At 67.5% G+C, this 23,775-nt stretch carries 20 protein-coding genes; 3 read left to right on the forward strand and 17 right to left on the reverse strand.

Annotated elements, in window-relative coordinates:
- Positions 1-78: 78 nt before the first annotated feature.
- The 10 genes from ACK5F2_RS17715 to ACK5F2_RS17760 all read right to left on the reverse strand — a co-directional run bounded on the left by ACK5F2_RS17715 (position 79) and on the right by ACK5F2_RS17760 (position 12,818).
- Positions 79-1,116 (reverse strand): phenylalanine--tRNA ligase subunit alpha, encoded by a 1,038-nt coding sequence (locus tag ACK5F2_RS17715; RefSeq protein ID WP_409867098.1) that lies wholly within the window; start codon positions 1,114-1,116, stop codon positions 79-81.
- Positions 1,117-1,240: 124 nt separating this feature from the next.
- Positions 1,241-1,597, reverse strand: a complete 357-nt coding sequence (gene rplT, locus ACK5F2_RS17720; RefSeq protein ID WP_058934277.1) for a 50S ribosomal protein L20 — start codon at positions 1,595-1,597, stop codon at positions 1,241-1,243.
- A 25-nt stretch (positions 1,598-1,622) separates the two neighbouring features.
- The gene (gene rpmI / locus ACK5F2_RS17725; protein ID WP_029001830.1) at positions 1,623-1,826 is read right to left on the reverse strand and encodes a 50S ribosomal protein L35; all 204 of its coding nucleotides are present in this window, start codon (positions 1,824-1,826) and stop codon (positions 1,623-1,625) included.
- A 127-nt stretch (positions 1,827-1,953) separates the two neighbouring features.
- Positions 1,954-2,499, reverse strand: coding sequence for a translation initiation factor IF-3 (infC, locus tag ACK5F2_RS17730; protein WP_211343905.1), 546 nt, complete (start codon positions 2,497-2,499; stop codon positions 1,954-1,956).
- 62 nt (positions 2,500-2,561) lie between these two features.
- Positions 2,562-4,469: a threonine--tRNA ligase gene (gene thrS / locus ACK5F2_RS17735; RefSeq protein WP_409867100.1), complete on the reverse strand. Its 1,908-nt coding sequence runs from the start codon at positions 4,467-4,469 to the stop codon at positions 2,562-2,564.
- Positions 4,470-4,658: 189 nt separating this feature from the next.
- Entirely contained in the window at positions 4,659-5,765 is a 1,107-nt protein-coding gene (locus ACK5F2_RS17740) for a phospholipase (protein WP_409867102.1), read from the reverse strand.
- Positions 5,765-7,984, reverse strand: coding sequence for a TonB-dependent receptor plug domain-containing protein (locus ACK5F2_RS17745; RefSeq protein ID WP_409867105.1), 2,220 nt, complete (start codon positions 7,982-7,984; stop codon positions 5,765-5,767). The genes ACK5F2_RS17740 and ACK5F2_RS17745 overlap by 1 nt, the downstream gene beginning before the upstream one ends.
- A gap of 133 nt (positions 7,985-8,117) precedes the next feature.
- The gene (locus tag ACK5F2_RS17750) at positions 8,118-10,466 is read right to left on the reverse strand and encodes a Tex family protein (RefSeq protein WP_409867107.1); all 2,349 of its coding nucleotides are present in this window, start codon (positions 10,464-10,466) and stop codon (positions 8,118-8,120) included.
- Between the two features lie 83 nt (positions 10,467-10,549).
- Complete coding sequence (locus ACK5F2_RS17755) at positions 10,550-11,839, reverse strand: TIGR03862 family flavoprotein (RefSeq protein WP_409867110.1); 1,290 nt, start codon at positions 11,837-11,839, stop codon at positions 10,550-10,552.
- 58 nt (positions 11,840-11,897) lie between these two features.
- The gene (locus tag ACK5F2_RS17760) at positions 11,898-12,818 is read right to left on the reverse strand and encodes a LysR family transcriptional regulator (protein WP_409867111.1); all 921 of its coding nucleotides are present in this window, start codon (positions 12,816-12,818) and stop codon (positions 11,898-11,900) included.
- Positions 12,819-12,923: 105 nt separating this feature from the next.
- Between ACK5F2_RS17760 and ACK5F2_RS17765 the strand changes: the two genes are divergently transcribed.
- Together ACK5F2_RS17765 and ACK5F2_RS17770 are read left to right on the forward strand one after the other, a co-directional pair.
- Complete coding sequence (locus ACK5F2_RS17765; RefSeq protein WP_409867114.1) at positions 12,924-14,360, forward strand: NADP-dependent isocitrate dehydrogenase; 1,437 nt, start codon at positions 12,924-12,926, stop codon at positions 14,358-14,360.
- Entirely contained in the window at positions 14,357-15,175 is an 819-nt protein-coding gene (locus ACK5F2_RS17770) for a DUF6671 family protein (RefSeq protein ID WP_409867117.1), read from the forward strand. Before ACK5F2_RS17765 ends, ACK5F2_RS17770 begins: the two co-directional genes overlap by 4 nt.
- Positions 15,176-15,190: 15 nt before the next feature.
- On the opposite strand, the gene ACK5F2_RS17775 is transcribed toward ACK5F2_RS17770, so the two are convergent.
- Genes ACK5F2_RS17775 through ACK5F2_RS17785 form a run of 3 tightly spaced genes read right to left on the reverse strand, consistent with a single transcriptional unit; the run spans position 15,191 to position 17,591 of the window.
- Positions 15,191-16,090, reverse strand: coding sequence for an SDR family oxidoreductase (locus ACK5F2_RS17775; RefSeq protein WP_409867119.1), 900 nt, complete (start codon positions 16,088-16,090; stop codon positions 15,191-15,193).
- The gene (locus tag ACK5F2_RS17780; protein WP_409867122.1) at positions 16,087-16,572 is read right to left on the reverse strand and encodes a GNAT family N-acetyltransferase; all 486 of its coding nucleotides are present in this window, start codon (positions 16,570-16,572) and stop codon (positions 16,087-16,089) included. Before ACK5F2_RS17780 ends, ACK5F2_RS17775 begins: the two co-directional genes overlap by 4 nt.
- Positions 16,572-17,591, reverse strand: a complete 1,020-nt coding sequence (locus ACK5F2_RS17785) for an NADP-dependent oxidoreductase (protein ID WP_409867125.1) — start codon at positions 17,589-17,591, stop codon at positions 16,572-16,574. Before ACK5F2_RS17785 ends, ACK5F2_RS17780 begins: the two co-directional genes overlap by 1 nt.
- Positions 17,592-17,843: 252 nt before the next feature.
- Between ACK5F2_RS17785 and ACK5F2_RS17790 the strand changes: the two genes are divergently transcribed.
- Positions 17,844-19,391, forward strand: coding sequence for a methyl-accepting chemotaxis protein (locus tag ACK5F2_RS17790; protein ID WP_409867127.1), 1,548 nt, complete (start codon positions 17,844-17,846; stop codon positions 19,389-19,391).
- A gap of 14 nt (positions 19,392-19,405) precedes the next feature.
- Here the strand turns inward: ACK5F2_RS17790 and ACK5F2_RS17795 are convergent, their stop codons facing one another.
- The 4 genes from ACK5F2_RS17795 to ACK5F2_RS17810 are packed head-to-tail and all read right to left on the reverse strand — an operon-like array spanning position 19,406 to position 23,754.
- Positions 19,406-19,864 (reverse strand): PaaI family thioesterase, encoded by a 459-nt coding sequence (locus ACK5F2_RS17795; RefSeq protein ID WP_409867130.1) that lies wholly within the window; start codon positions 19,862-19,864, stop codon positions 19,406-19,408.
- Positions 19,865-19,876: 12 nt separating this feature from the next.
- Positions 19,877-20,674: an SDR family oxidoreductase gene (locus ACK5F2_RS17800; protein ID WP_409867132.1), complete on the reverse strand. Its 798-nt coding sequence runs from the start codon at positions 20,672-20,674 to the stop codon at positions 19,877-19,879.
- Positions 20,675-20,732: 58 nt separating this feature from the next.
- Positions 20,733-22,550 (reverse strand): acyl-CoA dehydrogenase, encoded by a 1,818-nt coding sequence (locus ACK5F2_RS17805; RefSeq protein WP_409867135.1) that lies wholly within the window; start codon positions 22,548-22,550, stop codon positions 20,733-20,735.
- Positions 22,551-22,578: 28 nt separating this feature from the next.
- A complete protein-coding gene (locus ACK5F2_RS17810; RefSeq protein WP_409867138.1) occupies positions 22,579-23,754 on the reverse strand; it encodes an acetyl-CoA C-acyltransferase in 1,176 nt (391 codons plus the stop codon).
- Positions 23,755-23,775: the final 21 nt, after the last annotated feature.

Raw genomic sequence — 23,775 nt, forward strand, 5'->3', positions numbered from 1 at the left:
GCAGCCAGGACTCGGGGAATTGCATGTTCTGTACTCTTCAGGCGTTCGATGGCGGGTGTTCGTCGGCGTGGGCTCAGCTCACTTGAACTGGCTGAGAAAGCGCAGATCACCGTCGAAGAACAGGCGCAGGTCGTTCACGCCATAGCGAAGCATGGCCAGGCGATCGATGCCCGAGCCGAAGGCGAAGCCGATGTAGCGCTCCGGGTCCAGGCCCATATTGCGGATCACCTGGGGGTGAACCTGGCCCGAGCCGGAGACCTCCAGCCAGCGGCCCTTCAGCGGACCGGAGCCGAACATCATGTCGATCTCGGCGCTGGGCTCGGTGAAAGGGAAGTAGCTGGGGCGGAAGCGGATCTCCATGTCCGTCGTCTCGAAGAACTGCTGCATGAAGTTCACGTAGACGGACTTGAGGTCCTTGAAGGAAATGTTCTCGCCCACCCACAGGCCTTCGACCTGATGGAACATCGGTGAGTGCGTGGCATCACTGTCCACACGGTAGGTGCGACCCGGTGCGATCACGCGGATCTCGGGCATCGCCTGGCCGGCATCGATCAGCGCCTGGTGCTTCTTCACATGCTGCACCGCATAGCGGATCTGCATGGGGCTGGTGTGGGTGCGCAGCACATGACCGCCTTCGATGTAGAAGGTGTCATGCATGGAACGGGCCGGATGGTCTTCCGGTGTATTCAGCGCCGTGAAGTTGAACCAGTCGTTCTCGATCTCGGGGCCGTCGGCCACGTCGAAGCCCATGGAACCGAAGATGGCCTCGATGCGCTCCATGGCCCGGGTGATCGGGTGCAGGCCGCCTGTGCCACGCTGGCGACCGGGCAGCGTGACGTCAAGCGCCTCAGCCTTGAGCTGCTTCTCCAGCTCGGCATCGGCCAAGGCCTGACGGCGTGCGTTCAGCGCGGCCTCGATGCCCTGCTTCAGCTGGTTGATCTGCGCGCCGCGGGTCTTCTTCTCCTCGACCGTCAGGCTGGCCAGGCCCTTCATCAGCTCGGTCACCTGGCCGCTCTTGCCGATAAATCGGGCCTTGGCGTTCTCCAGGTCGGCGGGCGTGGCGGCGGCAGCAAACTCAAGGCTTGCCGTCTGTAGCAGTTGGTCGAGGTCGTTCATCGCGGGGCGATCGGATTCGGAGCAAACAAAATGAAAAAGGCCGAACACCAGGGTGTCGGCCTTGAAAGGCGCGCCTGGCTTGCGCCAGGCAGCCGCAACAGCCCCTTGCGGGGCCGTCGGGCAATTAAGCGAGAGCGGCCTTCACCTTGGCGAAGATGCTGGCAAAACCAGCAGGATCGTTGACGGCGAGATCGGCCAGGACCTTGCGGTCGATGTCGATCTGGGCCTTCTTGAGGCCAGCCACGAACTTGCTGTAGCTCAGACCCAGGCCACGGCTTGCCGCGTTGATACGGGCAATCCACAGCTGGCGGAACACGCGCTTCTTGGCACGGCGGTCACGGTAGGCGTACTGGCCCGCCTTCATCACCGCCTGCTTGGCGATGCGGAAGACGTTCTTACGACGACCACGGAAACCCTTGGCCAGGGCCAGGACCTTCTTGTGACGAGCACGTGCGGTAACACCACGTTTGACGCGAGGCATGTTGTATCTCCTTCAGTTCGTGGAATTACAGACCAGCAAAGGGCAGCATCGCAGCGATGTGACCCATGTTGGTTTCATGCACGTTCGCGGCGCCGCGGAGCTGACGCTTGTTCTTCGTGGTCTTCTTGGTCAGGATGTGGCGCTTGAAGGCCTGACCGCGCTTGACGGTACCACCCGGACGAACGCGAAAACGCTTCTTCGCGCTGCTCTTGGTCTTCATTTTGGGCATTGCATGCTCCTTCTAAGAACGTCCCAGCGGCGGTTGCGGGGCCCGCAACACTTGTCTGGCCACTGGAGACTTATAAGTTCCGCCGACGACCAGATCGACGGAACCAAAATCCTCAAACCTGCGGTGTTCAGCGCTTCTTGGGCGCCAGCACCATGATCATCTGCCGGCCTTCCAGCTTGGGCATGTTCTCCACCACGGCCACATCGGCGAGCTCGTCGCGGATACGCTCCAGCAGACGCATGCCGATGTCCTGGTGGGTGATCTCGCGGCCACGGTAACGCAGCGTCACCTTGCCCTTGTCACCGTCCTCGGCGATGAAGCGGCGCAGATTGCGCATCTTGATCTGGTAGTCGCCCTCGTCCGTACCCGGGCGGAACTTGACTTCCTTGACCTCGATGACCTTCTGCTTGGCCTTGGCCTCGGCCGCGCGCTTCTGCTCCTGGTACTTGAACTTGCCGTAGTCCATCAGCCGGCACACGGGCGGGCTGGCGGTGGCAGCGATCTCGACCAGATCCACATCCAGGTCGCCTGCCATGCGCAGGGCTTCCATGATGGGAACGATGCCCAGAGGCTCGTTCTCCGGGCCGTTCAGACGGACCTCGGGAGCAGTGATTTCGCGGTTCAGCCGATGCTTACGCTCGGGAATCGCACGACGGTCAGCAAAAGTAGCGATGGTGCTTACCTTTCAACGAGCCCAAGGCGAGAGCCCAACAGACGAAAAAGCGCGCTCTGACTTCAGACCTTGTTCGCAATGTCCTCGGAGAGCTTGGCAATGAAGCTCTCCAGAGGCATCACGCCCAGGTCTTGGTTGCCACGAGCGCGCACCGCAACGGCCCCGTTTGCCTTCTCCTTGTCGCCAACGACGAGGATGTACGGAACCTTTTGCAAAGAATGCTCGCGGATTTTATACGTGATTTTTTCGTTCCGCAAATCGGCCGCCACCCTAAGCCCTTGTTTTTGCAGCGATTTCACGATTTCGGCGACGTAATCCGCCTGGGCATCCGTGATATTGGCCACCACCACCTGGGTGGGCGCCAGCCAGGTGGGCAGCGCGCCGGCATGCTGTTCGATCAGGATGCCGATGAAGCGCTCCAGGCTGCCCACGATGGCCCGGTGCAGCATGATGGGGCGGTGGCGCGAGCCATCCTCGCCCACGAACTCGGCGTCCAGGCGCTCCGGCAGATTGGGGTCCACCTGGATGGTGCCGCACTGCCACTGGCGGCCCAGTGCGTCCTTGAGCGTGTACTCGATCTTGGGGCCGTAGAAGGCACCCTCGCCCGGCAGGTACTCGAACTCGCAGCCCGAGGCCTTCAGCCCTGAAGCCAGCGCGGCCTCGGCCTTGTCCCAGCTCTCTTCGGAGCCGATGCGCTTCTCGGGGCGCGTGGAGAGCTTGTAGAGGATCTCGGTGAAGCCGAAGTCCTTGTAGACCTTTTGCAGCAGGGTCGTGAAGGCCGTGACTTCGCCCTGGATCATGTCCTCGGTGCAGAAGATATGACCATCGTCCTGGGTGAAGCCGCGCACGCGCATGATGCCGTGCAGGCCGCCGGTCGGCTCATTGCGGTGGCACTGACCGAACTCACCGAAACGCAGCGGCAGGTCGCGATAGCTCTTGATGCCCTGTTTGAAGATCAGGATGTGGCCGGGACAGTTCATCGGCTTGAGCGCGTAGTCGCGCTTCTCCGACTCCGTCGTGAACATGTTCTCGCGGTACTTGTCCCAATGACCGGTCTTCTCCCACAGCGACTTGTCGATGATCTGCGGGCCCTTGACCTCCAGATAGCCGTTCTCGCGGTAGACGCGGCGCATGTACTGCTCCACCTCCTGCCAGACCGTCCAGCCCTTGGGGTGCCAGAACACGGTACCGGGCGAGTGCTCGTCGATATGGAAGAGATCCAGTTCCTTGCCGATCTTGCGGTGGTCGCGCTTCTCGGCTTCCTCCAGCATGGTCAGGTACTTTTGCAGATCTTCCTTGCTGGCCCAGGCCGTGCCATAGATGCGCTGCAGCTGCTCGTTGTTGTGGTCGCCGCGCCAGTAGGCACCCGCCACCTTCATCAGCTTGAAGTGCTTGAGCTTGCCGGTGCTGGGCACGTGGGGGCCGCGGCACAGGTCCTCGAAGGCCCCCTCGCGGTAGAGCGAGACCTCTTCGTTGCTGGGAATGCTGGCGATGATCTCGGCCTTGTAAGCCTCGCCGATGCCCTTGAAATAAGCCACGGCCTCGTCGCGCGGCAGCACGCGGCGCAGCACCGCCTCGTCCTTCTTGGCCAGCTCGCCCATCTTCTTCTCGATGGCGGCCAAATCGTCGGGCGTGAAGGGGCGCTTGTAGCTGAAGTCGTAGTAGAAGCCGTTCTCGATGACCGGGCCGATGGTGACCTGGGCCTCGGGGAAGAGCTCCTTGACGGCATAGGCCAGCAAGTGGGCGGTGGAGTGGCGGATCACCTCCAGGCCGTCGGCATCCTTGTCGGTGATGATGGCCAGCTGCGCATCCTGCGCGATCAGATGGCTGGTGTCCACCAGCTTGCCGTCCACGCGGCCGGCCAGGGCGGCCTTGGCCAGGCCCGTGCCGATGGAGGCGGCCACCTGGGCCACGGTGACGGGGGCCTCGAACTGGCGCTTGGAGCCATCGGGCAATTGGATAGCGATCATGAAAACACTCCGGAGAAACAAAAAACGCGGCCTGGGGCCGCGTTCTTGTGGGATGACGAAAAAGACGTGACGAGCCGCGGCCGACTAAACCTCAGAGGGGGTGGTCGTAGTTCGCGGTGTCATAACCTGGCTGCCTTTCTCGGTCCTTGTGGTGGTGCTTGGGGCTTTAAAACTGCGCCTGATTGTAAGTCAAGCCCGCGCCGGCAGGGGCAGGACATCCAGGCTGTCGCGCTCGCAGGCCCGCGCGAAGTCCTCGCACAGGCGCTCGCTTTCCGCGATGGCGGCCAGCCAGGCTCGGGCGCGTGCCTGGACATCATCGCCGTAGTGGCGGAAATCATCGCGGTCCGGGAGCTTGCCGCGCGGCAGGCGGGCCACCCAGTCCGGGTCCGGCGCCAACAGCACGACATTGTCTAGAAAGGCCGTGGCCGCGTGCCGGTGCCGCAGGCTCTTGTCCAGCCAGCCCGGAATCACCTGCGCCTGGAAGTGCGGATACAGCACCAGCCCCTCGCCCGCCATGGCGGCGTAGTTCAGGTGCAGGTGGTAGTCGGTGATGCCACCGTCCCAGTAGGCGCCGCGCGGGCCGCCGGGCACATCGGAAACCGCCTGCAGCCAGAAGGGAATGGAGCAGCTGGCCAGCAAGGCCGGCTGCAGATTCTGCACACCGAGCTCGACCTGATGACTGCGGAAGTCGGCCAGCGGCATGGGCAGCGGTGCGCGCGGATCGGAGAACACCACCCGATCCAGCCACACCGACATGGCACGCCGCGACAGCAGATTGCTCGCGAACGCAGCCGTGTAGCCCAGGGGCGTGCGCAGACGCCCCTCGCGGCCCAGGATATGCCGGCCGCGCGAGGTGAAGACATGCAGACGGTAGCGGGGGTGGGACAGCACTCGCTGTTCCTGTGCGCCAAAGATCTCCGCCAGCTTGGCGGCGAAACCGCGACTCACGGCCTCGGCCGTGGGGCGTTGGCCGGGCTGGCTTTCGTAGCGCTGATGCACGTATTCATGCGCCATGCGTGCAAAGGCCTGCACCGCTTCGGGCCCCTCGTGGGCGAGACAGGCCGTGGCCATGCGCCAGGCGCCGATGGAGGCGCCCAGCAGATGCACATCCTGCGTGGCCGTCGGCAGCCAGCGCCCGAACAGATGCTGATCCAGCTTGCTGAGGATCAGGCCCTTGGGACCACCGGCCGCAGCCGGGATGACCCGCACATCCTCGGCACGCAGGCCGCGCTCGCGCAGGCGCGCCCGGGCGCGCGGTCCGGCATAGATGCGCAGCGCGCCGCCGCCAGCTCCCATCAGAGCTTGTACTCCAGCATCGCGCCCCACCAGGTACGGCCCTGGCGCTCGGTGGCGGTGTAGTCACCCGTGTCCAGCAAGGTACGCGAGCGGTTGTCCAGCGGCGCGAAGTTGTTGGCCATCAGGCGCAGCGAGGCCTGCTTGCTCAGCACGAGCTGGGCAAACAGATCCATGGACCGCACCCGCCCCTGCTCCAGCCACTGGGTCTCGCTCTGGCGGGTGGTGTAGCCGGGCGTGAAGCCCAGACTGCCCCCCAGCACCACGGGCATGGGCAAGCCGCTCAGCCGATAGTCAAAGCCGAAGTTGGCCGACCAGGGCTGCTGGCCATCCAGACGATTGTTGGGGCCCTCCAGGGCCTTCACGCGCGAGCGGTAGTAGTTGAGCGAGCCGCGCAGGTTCAGCGCCAGCTTGGGATCGAAGACCGAGGGCAGCAGTTCGCCGGCCCGCCCCTTCAGCTCCAGCTCCAGACCGCTGGTGCTGGCGTTCGAGATATTCGTCGGCACGGACACCCAGCGCTGCACCGGGGACCAGCTCACGGTACGCAGCAGCACCTCGTTACGGATCAGATCCTGGATCTCGCGATGGAAGATGCCCACGCTAACCATGCCGCCACCGGCCATGTACTTCTCAAAGGCCAGGTCCAGGCCCGTGGCCAGTTCGGGCTTGAGCTGCGGGTTACCCACGCGGTCGGGAGCGATCTTCTCATTGGGCTTGCTGACGTCTGGATAGAGCCCGTTGGTCACCAAGCGACCCAGCAGGGCATTGAGCTCGGGCGCTTTATAGCTGCGCGTCAGGCTGGCACGAATCAAGTCGCGGCCCTTGGGGTCGAGCTTGTAGTTCAGATGCCAGAGCGGCGTGATCACATCGCTGGTATTGCGCACCTCAACCGCCAGGCCGCGGCTCTGGGTCACGATGCGCTCGCCGCGCAGACCCAGATAGGTCGACCATTGGGGCGCAAGCTCCCACTCGTCCTGAATGAACAAGGCCTGACGCTGCATGCGGGCACTGAAAGGCTGGCCGTCGAACTCCGGCGGCTGGGACACACCAGGCTCGGTGACTTGGCGCTTCTCGTCGCGACGGCGCGACTCCAGCTCCCAGCCCACAGTCAGGCTGTGCGAGTCACCCAGCAGCTGGCCGAACTTGCCGCTCTGCGTGATGCTGCGGTCCAGGTTGTCGCCCACGGAACGGCGTTGCGGCGCGCCATTGCGGAAGGTCTGCACATCGAAGTCACCCTCGGCACGCTGCCCACCCAGCTTGAGCTCCAGCTTCTGGCTGTCGCTGATCCGATTCTGATAGTTGGCATTGGCGCGCAGGGTACGGAAACCGCCCTTGCCGCCGTTCCCATCCTCGAAGATGGGGTGGCCGCTCAGGGCCTGATTGCTGAAGCTGGTCTTGTTGTTCCAGCGGCCGTCCTGCGCGAAGGCCTGCACGGCCAGCGACTGCTCATCGTCAATCTTCCAGTTCAGGCGCGGGCTGCTGTTGATGCCACGGCCCCAGAAGGGCTGCGCACCTTCCTGCACCGAGAGGGCGCTCTTGCCATCGGTCCCCGGCGCACGCTTCTCGGTACGGGTTTCGTTCAGGCCACGCCACTGGAACACGGAGATGGGCACCGAGACGGCCACGCCGCCCAGCACACGCTCACCCCAGGTGAAGTTCAGCCCGCCCACGGGTCGGTCGGCGTTGTAGCCCAGACGCATGCCCAGATCGCGCTGGCTGACCCGCGGCGCGTCCTTCAGGATGATGTTGATGGCGCCGGCCACCGCCTGGGCGCTCTGGTCGGCCGTAGGGCCCTTGGTCACCTCGATGCGCTCCACCTGCTTGGGGTCGAGCTGGTCGAACTGGAAGCCCGGCGGCGCCGGGTCGCCATTGATCAGAATCAGGGTGTAGCCCGCGCCCAGGCCCCGCATGCGCGGCGCATTGCCCTGCACGCTGACGCCGGGCAGGCGCTTGAGCACATCGGCCACATTGCTGTCGCCAAAGCGGTCCAGCTCCTCACGGCCATAGATCTGCTTGGCCACGGGCGCGCGGCGGCGCAGATCGGTGTCGGTCTGCACCCGCGAGCTCAGCTCCACCCGATCCAGCCGGGTGCCCGCCTGCGGGCGCGGCGACCCCGTGTCGCTCTCGCCGCCGGGCAGGTCCTGGGCCTGCACGGGGTTGCAGGCATAGCCTAGGGCCAGCAGAGTGCAAGCCAGACTCAGGGGGCGGATACGAAAGGACAAGACGAACTCCAAATTGCGCATGACGGGGCGAAGCCTAAGGGCAAATGCCGCAGTCTGCAGGCCTCATGCGACGAAATGCCGACTGCGCGGCGCCACTCGCAGGCAGCGCCGCGTCGTCGCCCCGGTGCGCTACTCAGCGCTTGCCGCCGCCTTGCAGCTTGGCGAAGGCCGCCGCCATGGCATTGCCCGCCGGCGCAGCGGCCGGCGCCGTGCGAGCAGCGCCCGCGCGCTCCTGACGGCCGGCTGGGCGGAAGCTGTTGTCCCCGCCCTTGCCGGCGCCAGCCCGCGGGGCCTGGGCGTCCAGCTTCATGGTCAGGGAGATGCGCTTGCGCGCCAGGTCCACTTCCAGCACCTTGACCTTGACGAGGTCGCCCGTCTTCACCACCTCGCGCGCATCGTTGACGAATTTGTTGGAGAGCTGGCTCACATGGACCAGGCCGTCCTGGTGCACGCCCAGGTCCACAAAGGCGCCGAACTGGGCCACATTGGAGACCGTGCCCTCCAGCACCATGCCTTCCTTGAGGTCCTTCAGGTCCTCCACACCCTCGTTGAAGCGCGCCACCTGGAAGTCCGGGCGCGGATCGCGGCCCGGCTTCTCCAGCTCGGCCAGCACATCCTTCACGGTGATGGCGCCGAACTTCTCGTCGGCCAGGGCCTCGGGGCGCAGGCTGCGGATCACATCGCTCTTGCCCATCACCTCGGTGATGGGGCGGGCCACCTTGTCCAGGATGCGCTGCACCAGGGCATAGGTCTCGGGGTGAACGCCCGAGAGGTCCAGCGGGTTGTCACCATCGCGGATGCGCAAAAAGCCCGCGGCCTGCTCGAAGGTCTTGGGGCCCAGACCCGTCACATCCAGCAGCTGCTGGCGGTTGCGGAAGGCGCCATGCGCATCGCGCCAGCGCACGATGGAGGCGGCCACCGTGCCCGAGAGGCCCGAGACGCGCGAGAGCAGCGGGGCCGAGGCGGTGTTCAGGTCCACGCCCACGGAGTTCACGCAGTCCTCCACCACCGTGTCCAGGGTCCGGGCCAGCTCGCTCTGGTTCACATCGTGCTGGTACTGGCCCACGCCGATGCTCTTGGGGTCGATCTTCACCAGCTCGGCCAGCGGGTCCTGCAGGCGGCGGGCGATCGAGACTGCGCCGCGCAGGCTCACGTCGAGATCGGGCAGCTCCTTGGAGGCGAACTCCGAGGCCGAGTAGACCGAGGCGCCGGCCTCGCTGACCACCACCTTTTGGATCTCGGTGCCGGGGGAGAGCTGCTGAATGCGCTTGATCAGGTCGGCGGCCAGCTTGTCGGTCTCGCGCGAGGCCGTGCCATTGCCGATGGCGATCAGGTTCACGCCATGCGTGGCCACCAGGCGCGCCAGGGTGTGCAGCGAGCCTTCCCAGTCCTTGCGCGGCTCATGCGGGTAGACGGTGCTGGTATCCAGCACGCGGCCGGTATCGCTCACCACCGCCACCTTCACGCCGGTGCGTATGCCCGGGTCCAGGCCCATCACCACGCGCTTGCCGGCGGGTGCGGCCAGCAGCAGGTCACGCAGATTCTCGGCAAAGACCTTGATGGCCACCTTCTCGGCCTCGTCGCGCAGGCGGGCGAAGAGGTCGCGCTCCAGGCTCATGCTGAGCTTGACCTTCCAGGTCCAGGCGATGGTCTTGCGGATCAGGGTGTCGCTGGCGCGGTTGGCGTGGCTCCAGCCCAGATGGCGGGCGATGCGGCCCTCGGCCAGGCCAGGCTGTCCCGCCACCGTTTCCTCGTCCAGCACCAGCTTGGCGTCCAGGAACTCCTGGGTGCGGCCGCGGAACACGGCCAGCGCGCGGTGCGAGGGCACGGTGCGGATGGGCTCGGCGTAGTCGAAATAGTCGCGGAACTTGGCGATGTCCGGGTTGTTCTCGTCCTTGCCCTCGCTGAGCTTGGACTGGAACAGGCCCTCGGCCCAGAGCCACTCGCGCAGCTTGCCGATCAGCACGGCGTCCTCGGCCCAGCGCTCGGAGAGCAGATCGCGCACGCCGTCCAGCACCGCGAAGCTGTCGGCAAAGCCCAGCTCGGCATTGATGAAGGCGGCGGCCTCGGCCTGCGGGTCCAGGGTGGGGTCGGCAAAGAGCTTGTCCGCCAGCGGCTCCAGGCCGGCCTCGCGGGCGATCATGCCCTTGGTGCGGCGCTTGGGCTTGTAGGGCAGGTAGAGGTCTTCCAGCTCCTGCTTGGTGGGCGCGCCCAGAATGGCGGCCTGCAGCTCGGGCGTGAGCTTGCCCTGCTCCTGGATGCTCTTGAGCACCGCGGCGCGGCGCTCCTCCAGCTCACGCAGATAGCCCAGGCGCGCTTCCAGCTCGCGCAGCTGGGTGTCGTCCAGGCCGTCGGTGGCCTCCTTGCGATAGCGGGCGATGAAGGGCACGGTGGCGCCGCCATCCAGCAGCTCCACGGCTGCGTTGACCTGGGCCGGGCGAACCTTCAGTTCCTCGGCGATTTGAAGCAGGATCTTGTCCAAAACAGCTCAAAACCTAGACGAAACGGGAAGCGCGGGAGTGTGCCATAGCCCCCGGCCGGGGCTCGGCCCCAGGCGAAACCGGCTCAGCCTTGAGCGGCTAGCCAGGCCGCCGCCGCCGCGCCCGCCACGCGGCCGCTGGCCATGCTGGCGGTGAGCAGATAGCCGCCAGTGGGGGCTTCCCAGTCCAGCATCTCGCCGGCGCAGAAAAGGCCGGGGCGGCGCTTGACCATCAGGCCCTCGTCCAGATCCTCGAAGCGCAGGCCGCCGGCGGTGCTGATGGCCTCGGCCACCGGGCGCGCGGCGCGCAGGCGCAGAGGCAGGCGCTTGAGGCGCGCGGCCAGGCAGGCCGGATCCAGCATCTCCTCGCGGCTGAGCAGCTCGTTGAGCAGGCCGGCCTTGAGCCCCTCGATGCCCAGGCGGCTCTTGAGATGGCTGGAGAGCGAGCGCGAGCCGCGCGGATGCGCCACCTCGGCCGCCACCTTCTCGGCGCTGCGGCCGGGCAGCAGGTCCAGCTCGATCAGGGCCTCGCCCTGCTCGGCAATCTCTTCGCGCAAGAGGGCCGAGGCCGCATAGATCAGCGAACCCTCGATGCCGCCGGCCGTGATCACGAACTCGCCCTGGCGCTCGAAGCTGCGCGGCGCGGAACCCCGCCCGGTGAAATGCAGGGCCACGGGCTTGACCGGCTGGCCGGCAAAGCGCTGGGCAAACACAGGGCTCCAGCCGGGCGCGTCCGCATGGGCGGCCGTGGGGCCGATGTCAAAACCGCAGTTGGCGGCTCGCAGCGGCGCGATGTCCAGGCTCGCCTGGGCCTGCAGCAGGGGTGCCCAGGCGCCGTCCGAGCCCAGCTGGGGCCAGGAGGCGCCGCCCAGGGCCAGCACCGTGACGCCGGGGCGCACGCGCTGCTCCACACCATCAGCGCCCTGCAGGCGCAGCGCGCCGTCCTCGCTCCAGCCCAGCCAGCGGGTTCGCATATGGAAGCGCACGCCCGCGGCGCGCAAGCGCGCCAGCCAGGCCCGCAGCAGGGGCGCGGCCTTCATGTCCGTGGGAAAGACGCGGCCCGAGGTCCCGACAAAAGTGCTCACGCCCAGGCCCTCGGCCCAGGCGCGCAGAGCCGGGCCGTCAAAGGCACGCAGCAGGGGTTCGATCCGGGCCGCGCGCTCGCCGAAGCGGCCGACAAAGGGGGCAAAGTCTTCGGAGTGCGTGAGATTGAGCCCGCCCTTGCCGGCCAGCAGGAATTTGCGGCCCACCGAGGCCATGGCGTCGCAAAGATCCACCTCCACGCCCGCGGCGCGCAGGGCCTCGGCCGCCATCAGGCCGGCGGGGCCGCCGCCGATGACCAGGGCCTGCGGTACGGACGGGATGGGCTGGCTCATGGAAAACTCGTGCAGATGCGGGGCGCGACAGTGTGCCAGAAGCCCGCCGCGCAAGGGCTCAGGCCTGCGGCCCCAGCTGGGACAGCATGTGCTGCTTGAAGGCCGCCGCAATGGGCGAGAGCTGCTTGCCGCGCGGCACCACCAGGTACCAGCTGTTGGCGATCGGGAAGCCCTCCACCGGCAGCTCGACCAGATTGCCCGGCGCCATATGGGTCAGGGCCAGGCGGCTCAGGATGGCCAGACCCAGACCGGCCGCCACCGACTCCTTGATGGCCTCGTTGCTGGCGATGGTGATGGACTTGTCCAGACTCAGGCCCTGGGTCTCACAAAAGCGCTCAATGGCATGGCGGGTGCCCGAGCCCGGCTCGCGCATCAGCCAGCGCTCGCCGGCCAGCGCCTTCCAGGGAATGCGACGGCGGCTGGCCAAGGGGTGCTCGCTGGGCGCGATCACCACCAGCGGGTTCTCGGTCAGCAGGGTCAGCTCGATATCGAGCTCGCGCGGCGGGTGGCTGAAGACATAGAGGTCATCGAGATTGTCCTGAAGACGGCGCCGGATCTCGGCCCGGTTGCCCACCTGGAACTCCACCTCCACCTGCGGATGCGCCTGGCAGAAGGGCCCCAGCAGACCCGGCACCAGGTATTTGGCCGTGGTCACCACGCCCAGGCGCAGGCGCCCCACCGAGAGCCCCGCCCGCTGGGCCAGACGCATCTCCAGCCGGTCCAGCACATCGAAGAGCTCGCGGCTGGTGGCCAGCAACTCCTCACCCACATCCGTCAGATAGAGCTGCTTGCCAATCTGCTCGAACAGCTGCACATCCAGGGCCTGGGCCAGCCGGGCCAGCTGGGTGGAGACCGTGGGCTGGGCCAGATGCAGCGCATGCGCAGCCTCGGTCACGCTCAGTCGCTCGGCCACGGCGCGAAAGACCTCCAGCTGGCGGAAGGTGGTCTGGCGGGTGTGAAGCCGTTTCCGTATTGCCATTTGTAGATTTAGTCAGGTGAATAAATCTATTTTCACAAATTCATCGGATTTCCCAGAATTCGCTCCATCGCCGTACCACGGCTTCTGAGACGAAAGGTTCACGCCATGAGCAAGACCCCCATCACCGTCGCCTACGGCGACGGCATCGGCCCCGAGATCATGCAAGCCACCCTGCGCGTGCTGGAAGCCGCGGGCGCCCAAATCGCCCCCGAGGTGATAGAGATCGGCGAGAAGGTCTATCTGGCGGGCAATAGCAGCGGCATCGGTTCCAGCGCCTGGGAGTCCCTGCGCCGCACCCGCGTCTTCCTGAAGGCGCCCATCACCACGCCCCAGGGCAGCGGCTACAAGAGCCTGAACGTCAGCACCCGCAAGGCCCTGGGCCTGTACGCCAATGTGCGCCCCTGCATGGCCTACGCCCCCTTCGTGCCCACGCGCCACCCTGCCATGGATGTGGTGATCGTGCGTGAGAACGAGGAGGACCTCTACGCCGGCATCGAGCACCGCCAGACCGATGAGGTCTACCAGTGCCTCAAGCTCATCACCCGCCCGGGCTGCGAGCGCATCGTGCGCTACGCCTTCGAGTACGCGCGCCGCCAGGGCCGCAAGCGCGTGACCTGCTTCGTGAAGGACAACATCATGAAGCTCACCGACGGCCTGTTCCATCGCGTGTTCGAGGAGATCGGCGCGGAGTACCCGGAAATCGCCCGCGACAGCATGATTGTGGACATCGGCGCGGCCCGCCTGGCCGACACGCCCGAGCGTTTCGACGTGATCGTCATGCCCAATCTCTACGGCGACATCCTCTCCGATGTGGCCGCACAGATCGCCGGCTCGGTGGGCATGGCCGGCTCGGCCAATATCGGCGACCAGTGCGCCATGTTCGAGGCCATCCACGGCTCGGCACCCGATATCGCGGGTCGGGATCTCGCCAACCCCTCGGGGCTGCTCAATGGCGCCATCCAGATGCTGCTGCATATCGGCCAGGCCGAGGTGGCCGAGCGCGTGCACAACGCCTGGCTGCGCACCCTGGAAGAAGGCCTGCACACCGCCGACATCTACCGCGAGGGCCAGAGCCACCAGCGCCTGGGCACCCAGGAATTTGCCGACGCCCTCATTGCCCGCCTGGGCAAGAAGCCCGAAGTCCTGAAGGCGGTGCGCTATGCCGAGCAGGCGCCCCTGCAGCTGCCGCGGCCCGAGCGCCGGGCGCCGCTGAACAAGCAGCTGGTGGGCGTGGACGTCTTCCTGCAGTGGCGCGAGGGCAGCCCCGAGCAGCTGGGCCCGCAGCTGCAGGCCATTGCCGCGCCCGCCCTGCCCCTGCAGCTGATCACCAACCGCGGCGTCAAGGTCTGGCCCCAGGGCTTCCCGGAAACCTTCTGTGTGGACCACTGGCGCTGCCGCTTCACATCCACCGCCGGCCTGCTGGACTTCAAGGAGGTGCTGGCCCTGCAGGAGCGCCTGCACACCCAGGGCTTTGATGTGGTGAAGAACGAGAACCTCTACACCTTCGACGGCAGCCCCGGCTACGCCGCCGTCCACGGATGAGCGCCGACGAGCAAGCCCTGGCCCTGCTCACCCGGCACGGCAAGGCCGCCGTGCTGGGCCCGGTGGCCGAGGAGCTGGGCCTCACCCTGAGGCTGGTCGACGACTTCGACACCGACAGCCTGGGCACCTTCACCCTGGAGCAGCCGCGCCAGGGCAGCCAGTTCGAGGCCGCGCTCACCAAGGCCCGGCTGGCTTGCGAACGCTCGGGCTGCCGCTGGGGCCTGGGCAGCGAGGGCAGCTTCGGGCCCGACCCCTATATGGGACAGGCGCCCTGGGGCGTGGAACTGCTGGTGCTGCATGACGCCCGGACAAATAGCCAGGTCCATGCGGTGGCCCAGGGTCCGGCTACGGCCTACCGGCAGGCCAGCGTCGGCAGCCTTGAGGCGGTGCTGGCCTTCGCCAGCGAGATGGGCTTTCCGGCCCAGGGCCTGATCGTGGGGCGCTCGCACGAGCCCTGGTTCCACAAGGAGCTGCGCGATCTCGAGGCCCTGCGTGCGCAGGTGGCGCCGGCCCTGGCCCAGGGCGAGGTCTGGCTGGAGACCGATATGCGGGCCCACCGCAACCCCGCCCGCATGGCCATGATTGCCCAGGCCGGCCAAGCCCTGGTGCAGCGCCTGCGCGAGCGCTGCCCGCGCTGCGAGGCCCGGGGCTGGGGCCCGGTGGGCCTGATCACGGGCGCACGCTGCGAGTGCTGCGGCCACGAGACCAGCGCCGCACGGGCCCAGCGCCTGCGCTGCCCCGTCTGCGCGCATGAGGCCGAGCAGGTGCTGCGCGAGACGGTGCCCGCCGCACGCTGCGAGCTCTGCAACCCCTGAGGCTGCTGCGCTCGCTCAGGCCTGGCGCAGGGCCTGGCGCAGCTGGGCCCCGATCTCGGGCCGCTCGCTGAAGGGGTCGCTGGGCTGGCGGGCCTGCATCACGTCTTCCAGCCGGGTCTGCACCCCGCCCAGGGCCTGGGGATGGCTGAAGATGTAGAAGCGTCGCTGCTCCAAGGCCTCGAAGACCAGGGCCGCCACATCGGCCGCGCTGACCTTGCCGGCCGACACCGCCTTGTCGATCTGGGCCTGGGAGATCAGCTGGCTGCGCGAGGGCCGGCTGCCGGGCAGATCCTCCGGCCGGTTGCGCTGGCTCTGCGAGATGCCGGTGGGCACGAAATAGGGGCAGAGCACGGAGCAGTGGACCTGCTCGCTGACCAGGGCCAGGTCTTGATACAGGGTCTCGCTGAGCGAGACCACCGCATGCTTGCTCACGTTGTACACGCCCATATTGGGCGGGTTGAGCAGGCCGGCCATGGAGGCGGTGTTGACGATATGGCCCTCCCACTGCGGGTCGGCCTGGGCCGCGGCCAGCATCATGGGGGTGAAGAGGCGCACGCCATGCACCACGCCCATCAGGTTGACGCCCAGCACCCATTCCCAGTCGGCCAGGCTGTTTTCCCAGATCAGGCCGCCCGAGCCCACGCCGGCATTGTTGAAGACGAAGTGCGGGGCGCCAAAGCGCTGCTGCACCTCGGCGGCCAGGGCCTCCATGGGGGCGGCCTTGGCCACGTCCACCTGACGCGCCAGCACCGGCACGCGACCCTCGAACTCGGCGGCGGCGCGCGCCAGCGCATCGGCCTGCACATCGCAGAGCACCAGCTGCATGCCGCGGCCCGCGGCCAGGCGCGCCACCTCCAGGCCAAAGCCGGAACCGGCGCCGGTGATCACGGCCGTGCGGCCCTGGAACTGTTTCATGCACGATCTCCTTGCGCGGCGGCGCGGTGCATATCGATATGGGCGATGCCGTCCTCGTCATAGGGGGCGCAGCGGGTCTCAAAGCCCAGGCTGGCGTAAAAGCGCTCCAGATGCGCCTGGGCGCCGATATCGATGCCCTGCCCCGGCCAGCGCGCCTCGCACTCGGCGATCGCCTGGCGCATCAGGGGCCGGCCCAGGCTGGCGCCGCGGGCCGCGGGCGCCACCACCACGCGCCCGATCATGGGCCGTGGCTGAGCCTCGCCCTTGAGGCCGGGCGGCAGCAGGCGGGCATAGGCCAGCAGGCGGCCGGCCGCGTCGCGGCCCTCCAGATGCCAGCAGCCGCTGTCCCAGCCATCGGCATCCAGGTAGAGGCAGCGCTGCTCCATCACGAAGACCTGGGCCCGCAGGGCCAGGATCTCGTAGAGGGCCTCGGGGCTCAGCGCGGCCAGGGGCCGGCAGCGCCACTGCAGGGCCTCGCTCATCAGACCAGCTTGACCAGCTGCTTGCCGAAGTTGCGGCCCTTGAGCAGGCCCACAAAGGCCTCGGGCGCGTTCTCCAGGCCCTCGGCCACGCTCTCGCGGTACTTGAGCTTGCCGGTGGCCACCAGGCCGCCCAGCTCCTTGAGCGCGGAGGGCCAGAGCTCCATGTGCTCGGAGACGATGAAGCCCTCGATCTTCATGCGGTTGACCAGGATGAGCTGGGGCGCGCTCATGGGGATGGGCTCGCCGTTGTAGCCGGAGATCATGCCGCACATGGCCACGCGGCTGAAGGCATTGGCGCGCAGCATCACCGCGTCCAGGATCATGCCGCCCACGTTCTCAAAGTAGCCGTCGATGCCGCCGGGGCAGGCGCTCTTGAGCGCGGCCGAGAGGCTCTTCACATCGCGGTGTTCCTTGTAGTCGATGCAGGCATCGAAGCCCAGCTCCTCCACCACATAGCGGCACTTGTCGGCCCCGCCGGCAATGCCCACGGCGCGCGCACCGCGCACCTTGGCCAGCTGGCCCACGGCCCCGCCCACGGCGCCGCTGGCGGCGCTGACCACCACGGTCTCGCCCGCCTTGGGGGCGATGATCTGGGTCAGGCCGTACCAGGCCGTGACGCCGGGCATGCCCACCGCGCCCAGATAGGCCGAAAGCGGGATATGGGTGGTGTCCACCTTCTGCAGCACGCCGCGCTGGCTGGCGTCCACCAGCTGGTACTCCTGCCAGCCGCCCATGCCCACCACCTTGTCGCCCACCTGGAAGTGCTCATTGCGCGAGGCCAGCACCTCGCCCACGGTGCCGCCGATCATCACCTCGTCCAGCGGCTGGGGCTGGGCGTAGCTCTTGCCCTCGTTCATGCGGCCGCGCATATAGGGGTCCAGGCTCAGGTAGTGGTTGCGCACCAGCACCTGGCCCTCGGCCAGCTCCGGCACCGGCGTGCTGACCAGGCGGAAGTTCTCGGCGCTGGGTTCGCCGCTCGGACGCGAGGCCAGCTGGATCTGACGGTTGATGAGGCTCATGCGGTGCTCCTGGAATGATCTTGCTACATCGACTCTTGATTGGATCACGCCCCCCGCAGCAGCCCCGTCCCTTGGGTGACAGGCCGCGCCCCGGCAGCGGCCCGGAAAAGCAGGGAAATTTCGGGGGCGATACCCCCCTATTTCGTCAGCGAAGTCCGGAAAACTGCTGCAAGATCACACCACCCCCATCAGAGGGTCGCTTTGACAAGAGCAGTCGCAAATCAGGGAGCGAGTTTCTTGTGGAGCTTTTCGATGCAGTTGTCCGACTTCAAGACCGCCACCAAGCTGGTGACGGCCTTCGTGCTGGTGGCCCTGATCGGTGCCGTGATTGGTGCTTTTGCGCTCTACAACATGAAGCGCATCGACGATGCCGACACCCGGCTCTATGAGCAGGAGCTGATCGGTCTGTCCCTGATGAAGGAGGCCAATGTGGAACGCCTGCGCGGCGTGGTCGCCCTGCGGGACGCCATGATCGCCACCACGGGCCAGGAGCGCGAAGAAGCCCTGCAGCGCCAGCAGCAGGCGCGCCAGCAGGTCGCGGCCCTGCTGGACAAGGCAGCCCCCCTGTTTGTGAGCGAGGCCAGCCGGCAAGGCCTGGAGCAGCTGCGCAAGGAGTGGGCCAATGACGAGAAGGTCACCACGGCCATGAACCAGCTGGTGGGCCGTGCCGACCTGGCCACCTCCACGGAATCGCTCAAGTACCTCAAGGCCGAACTGGTGCCGCAAAGCCTGCGCATGGGCAACGCCATGCAGGAGCTCTCCAAGCTCAAGGAGCGAGATGCCAGCGCCGTGTCCGAATCCAACACCGCCTTGTATGAACGCAGCCGCAACATCACCGTCGTGCTGATCCTGCTGGGCGTAGCCGCGGGTGTGGCACTGGGCCTGGGCATCAGCCGCCACGTCACACGCCCCCTGGGCCAGGCCCTGATCGCCGCCCAGCGCATGAGTGAGGGCGATATGGGCCAGCGCCTGGAGGCTCATGGCCGCGACGAGACCGCCCAGCTTTTGCAGGCACTGGAGCGCATGCGCGCCGAGTTGCAAGGCATTGTCAGGACCGTGCGCGACAACGCCGAGAGCGTGGCCACCGCCAGTGCCGAGATCGCCCAGGGCAATGCCGACCTGAGCCAGCGCACCGAGGAGCAGGCCGCGGCCCTGGAAGAAACGGCCGCCACCATGGACGAGCTGGGCTCCACCGTGCGCAACAACGCCGACAACGCCCAGCAGGCCAATCAGCTGGCCCAGGGTGCTTCCGAGGTGGCCAGCCGCGGCGGTCAGGTGGTGGCCGATGTGGTGGCCACCATGCAGGGCATCAATGAGAGCTCACGCAAGATTGCCGACATCATTGGCACCATCGACGGCATTGCCTTCCAGACCAATATCCTGGCCCTGAATGCGGCGGTGGAAGCCGCCCGGGCCGGCGAGCAGGGTCGCGGCTTCGCGGTGGTGGCCGGCGAGGTGCGCAATCTGGCCCAGCGCAGCGCCGAGGCGGCCAAGGAGATCAAGAGCCTGATCGGCGCCAGCTCCGAACGGGTGGAACAGGGCACGGCCCTGGTGGATCGCGCCGGCCAGACCATGGAGGAAGTGGTCACCGCCATACGCCGCGTCACCGACATCGTGGGCGAGATCAGCAGCGCCAGCGCGGAGCAGAGCAATGGGGTGAGCCAGATCGGTGAGGCCATCACCCAGATGGACAAGGTCACCCAGCAGAACGCCGCCCTGGTGGAGCAGAGCGCGGCCGCCGCCGAAAGCCTCAAGGTCCAGGCCCAGCAGCTGGTGCAGGCCGTGGCCTTCTTCCGCTGAAGGCGGGCGCCGGCTCAATCCTGCGCGCTGCGCAGGGTCTTGAGCTGGCGGCCCCGGCCGGGCAGGGCTTTCAGATACTTGAAGGTGCCGGTGGCATGGGCGCAGAGCTTGCCGTCCTCGCCCAGCACCGAGCCCTCGCAAAAAGCCATGGTGGTGGAGCGGTGCAGCAGCCGGCCCACGGCGCGCAGGCGGCCCTCACCGGGGCGCATGAAGCTGGTCTTCATCTCCACCGTGACCACGCCCGGCCCGAAACCGGGCTGGTCGGCGTGGATGCTGCGCGCCGCAGGCGCCATGGCCACATCCAGCAGGGTCATGAGCACACCGCCATGGGCCACCTCCCAGGAGTTGAGGTGGGCCTGCCTGAGATCCACCTGCAGCTCGGCCTGGCCCTCGGCCATGGCGTGCAGCTCCAGGCCCAGCTCTTCGACAAAGGGAATGTGGACGGGAAATTTCAGCGGTGGGGCGAGACTCATCGGCCTTGATCTTCAGCTTCCATGGATGGCACTGACGCCACTATCCACCGCCAGCACCTGGCCGGTGATGTGCTTGCCCGCCGCCGAGGCGAACAGCAGGGCGGCGCCCTTGAGGTCCTCATCATCGCCGATCCGGCCCAGGGGCGCGCCCGCGGCAATCTGCTGCTCGCCCACGGCGGCCAGCAGGCCGCGCGTCATCTTGCTCGGAAAGAAGCCCGGTGCCAGGGCATTGACCGTGATGCCGTAGGCCCCCCACTCCCCCGCCAGCGCGCGGGTGAAGTTGAGCACCGCCCCCTTGCTGGTGTTGTAGGCAATGGTCTTCATCATGGGCGGATTGCCCGCCAGCCCGGCGATGGAGGCCACATTGATGATGCGACCATGGCGCCGCGGGATCATGCTCAGCCGCGCGGCCTCCTGACTGATCACGAAGAGGCTGCGCACATTCAGGTCCATCACCTTGTCCCAGGCCTCCAGGGGGTGGTCCTCGGCCGGCGCACCCCAGGTCGCCCCGGCGTTGTTGACCAGGATGTCGATCTGACCCAGGCGCTCCAGGGTCTGGGTGACGAGGCCGCGGGCCTGGTCGGCGTCGGCCGCATCGGCCGCGATCCAGCGCGCATCGATGCCCCGGTCCTGCAGGCTGGCCATGGCCTGCTCCAGCTCCGGCGCCTTGCGTGCGCTGAGCATGATCTTGGCACCCGCCTCACCCAGGGCCTCGGCGATCTGCAGGCCCAGGCCGCGCGAGCCGCCGGTCACCAGGGCCACCTGGCCGCTGAGGTCGAACAAGTCCTGCACACGCTTGCTGCTGCTCATCGATTCATCTCCTTCTTGGAATAGGGTCAGTCGCCGCCCAGGGCCGCCGGGCCGGGGCTCAGTACCAGGCGTCCTGCATCTCGCGGCACAGCGCTTCGCGGCGCGAGACCACGGCCAGCCAGGCCTCGATCTTGGGCAGTTCGTAGGCATGGAAGTAGCGCGCGGCCGCCCGCTTGCCCTGGGCGAAGTCGCTGTCGGCGCCCTCCACGGCCAGGGCCAGTTCCAGCCAGATCCAGGCCAGCACCACATGGCCGAAGGCCTGCAGATAGGGCGTGGCATTGGCCAGGGCCTCCTCGGGCTGGCCGCTGGCCCAGGCGTCCTTGGTGGCGCGGCCCAGGCGGGCCAAGGCTGCGGCCAGGCCGTTGGCCATCTCGCTCAGGCCCGGGCGCTGCAGCGCGGTCTCGATGCTCTTGTTGATGCGCCCGGCCAGGGTCAGCAGGGCGCGGCCACCCTCCATCACCACCTTGCGGCCCAGCAGGTCCAGGCCCTGGATGCCGTGTGTGCCCTCGTGGATCATGTTCAGGCGGTTGTCGCGCCAGTACTGCTCCACCGGAAAGTCGCGCGTGTAGCCATAGCCGCCCAGCACCTGGATGGCCAGGGAGTTGGCCTCCAGGCACCACTCGCTGGGCCAGCTCTTGGCAATCGGGGTCAGCACCTCCAGCAGCAGCCCCGCCTCGGCCGCGGCCTCGGGCTGGCCGGTATGCAGCTCATCCACCAAGCGGGCGCAGAAGAGCGCCAGGGCCAGTCCACCCTCCACATAGCTCTTCTGGGCCAGCAGCATGCGCTTGACATCCGCATGCTCGATGATGGGGCGCTGCGGCGAGGCGGCGTCCTTGCCAGCCGCAGTCATGGGCCGCCCCTGCGGCCGCTGCCGCGCATAGTCCAGGCTGGCCTCATAGCCGGCGTAGCCCAGCATCACCGCGCCCAGACCCACGCCGATGCGGGCCTCGTTCATCATGTGGAACATGCACTTCAGGCCCTCGCCCGGCCGGCCCACCAGGTAGCCCACGGCGCCGGCCCGACCGCCCGGCGTGAAGCGGCCCTCGCCGAAGTTCAGCAGGCAGTTCGTCGTGCCGCGGGAGCCCAGCTTGTGGGTCAGGCCGGCCAGCACCACATCGTTGCGCTCGCCGCTGAGCTGGCCCGAGGCGTCCACCATCTGCTTGGGCACGATGAAGAGCGAGATGCCGCGCGTGCCGGGCACAAGCTGGCCGTCCGGCCCCGGGATCTTGGCCAGCACCAGATGCACGATGTTCTCGGACATCTCATGCTCACCGCCGGAGATCCACATCTTGTGGCCGCGCAGGCGGTAGCGCGGGCCCAGCGGGTCCTGCTCGAAGCCGGCACCATCGGGCTCGGCCCGGGTGGCGATGTCGGACAGTGATGAGCCGGCCTGCGGCTCGGACAGGCACATGGTTCCGAACCAGCGCCCCTCGAACTCGCGGCGCGCAAACACCTCGCGCTGGCGCGCGCTGCCATGGGCCATCAGCAGATTGGCATTGCCCTGGGTGAGCAGGGCGTAGCCGCTCATGGCCACGCTGGCCTTGCTGATGAAGCTCTGCGCCGCCATCTCGATCACGCAGGGCAGCTGCATGCCGCCCCAGGCCTCGTCCTGGCTGGCGGCCAGCAGGCCCGACTCGGCATAGGCCCGCATGGCCGCCTGCGTGGGCTCGGGCAGGTGCACGCGCTCGCCGTCGAAAAACGGCTCCTGCTGGTCGGCCAGGCGGTTGTAGGGCGCGAACTTCTCGCGTGCCAGCTTCTCGGCCAGGTCCAGCACCGCGCCATAGGTCTCGGCGCTGTGCTCGGCAAAGCGCGCGCGCGTGTTGAGCTGCTCTACCCGCAGCCAGTCGTGGAGCAAAAAGTCCAGGGTCTGGCGCATGCGCGCCTCCTTCACCGGCCAGCGGCCTTCAGAGCACCTCGAAGACGCCGGCCGCGCCCATGCCGCCGCCGATGCACATGGTCACGCACACGCGCTTGGCGCCGCGGCGCCGGCCCTCGATCAGGGCATGGCCCGTGAGGCGCTGGCCCGAGACGCCATAGGGATGGCCCAGGGCGATGGCGCCGCCGTTCACATTCAGGCGCTCCATGGGAATGCCCAGGGTGTCGGCGCAATAGAGCACCTGCACGGCAAAGGCTTCGTTGAGCTCCCAGAGGTCGATATCGGCCACGCTCAGGCCCAGCTTCTTCAGCACCTTGGGCACGGCAAAGACGGGGCCTATGCCCATCTCGTTGGGCTCGCAGCCGGCCACGGCAAAGCCCAGGAAGCGGCCCAGGGGCTTGAGGCCATGGGTCTCGGCGTAGGGCTCGCTCACCACCACGCAGGCGCCAGCGCCATCGCTGAACTGGCTGGCATTGCCGGCACTGACCACGCCGCCCGGCAGGGCGCTGCGCAGATCCTTGATGCCCTCGTAGGTGGTGCCTTCGCGCAGGCCCTCGTCGGCGCTGATAGTGACCGACTTGGTCATCAGACCCATCACCTTGTCGGCCACGCCCATGGTGGTGCTGACGCTGATCATCTCCTCGGCAAACTTGCCCGCGGCCTGGGCGGCGCAGGCCTTTTGCTGGCTCGCCGCGCCGTACTGGTCCATGCGCTCGCGGCTGATGCCGTAGCGCTGGGCCACGGTCTCGGCGGTCTGCAGCATGCTCCAGTAGATCTCGGGCTTGTGCTCGCGCAGCCAGGACTCCTGCAGCATGTGCTTGTTCATCTCGTTCTGCACGCAGGAGATGCTCTCGGCACCGCCGGCCACAAAGACATCGCCCTCGCCCGCGATGATGCGCTGGGCCGCCAGGGCCAGGGTCTGCAGCCCGCTGGAGCAGAAGCGGTTGATGGTCATGCCGGACACCGACACCGGCAGTTCGGCACGCAGGGCGATCTGGCGCGCGAAATTGCTGCCACAAGCACCTTCGGGGAAGGCGCAACCGATCAGCACATCCTCCACGGCGCCGGGCTCAATGCCGGCGCGCTCCACGGCGGCACGCACCGCGTGTCCGCCCCGGGTGGCGCCATGGGTCATATTGAAAGCGCCCTTCCAGCTCTTGGCCAGAGGGGTGCGTGCGGTCGAGACAATCAGGGCTTGGCTCATGATGGCGGCTCGCTTGAATTC

The organism is Roseateles sp. (assembly GCF_046300915.1).
GTDB lineage: Bacteria > Pseudomonadota > Gammaproteobacteria > Burkholderiales > Burkholderiaceae_C > Kinneretia.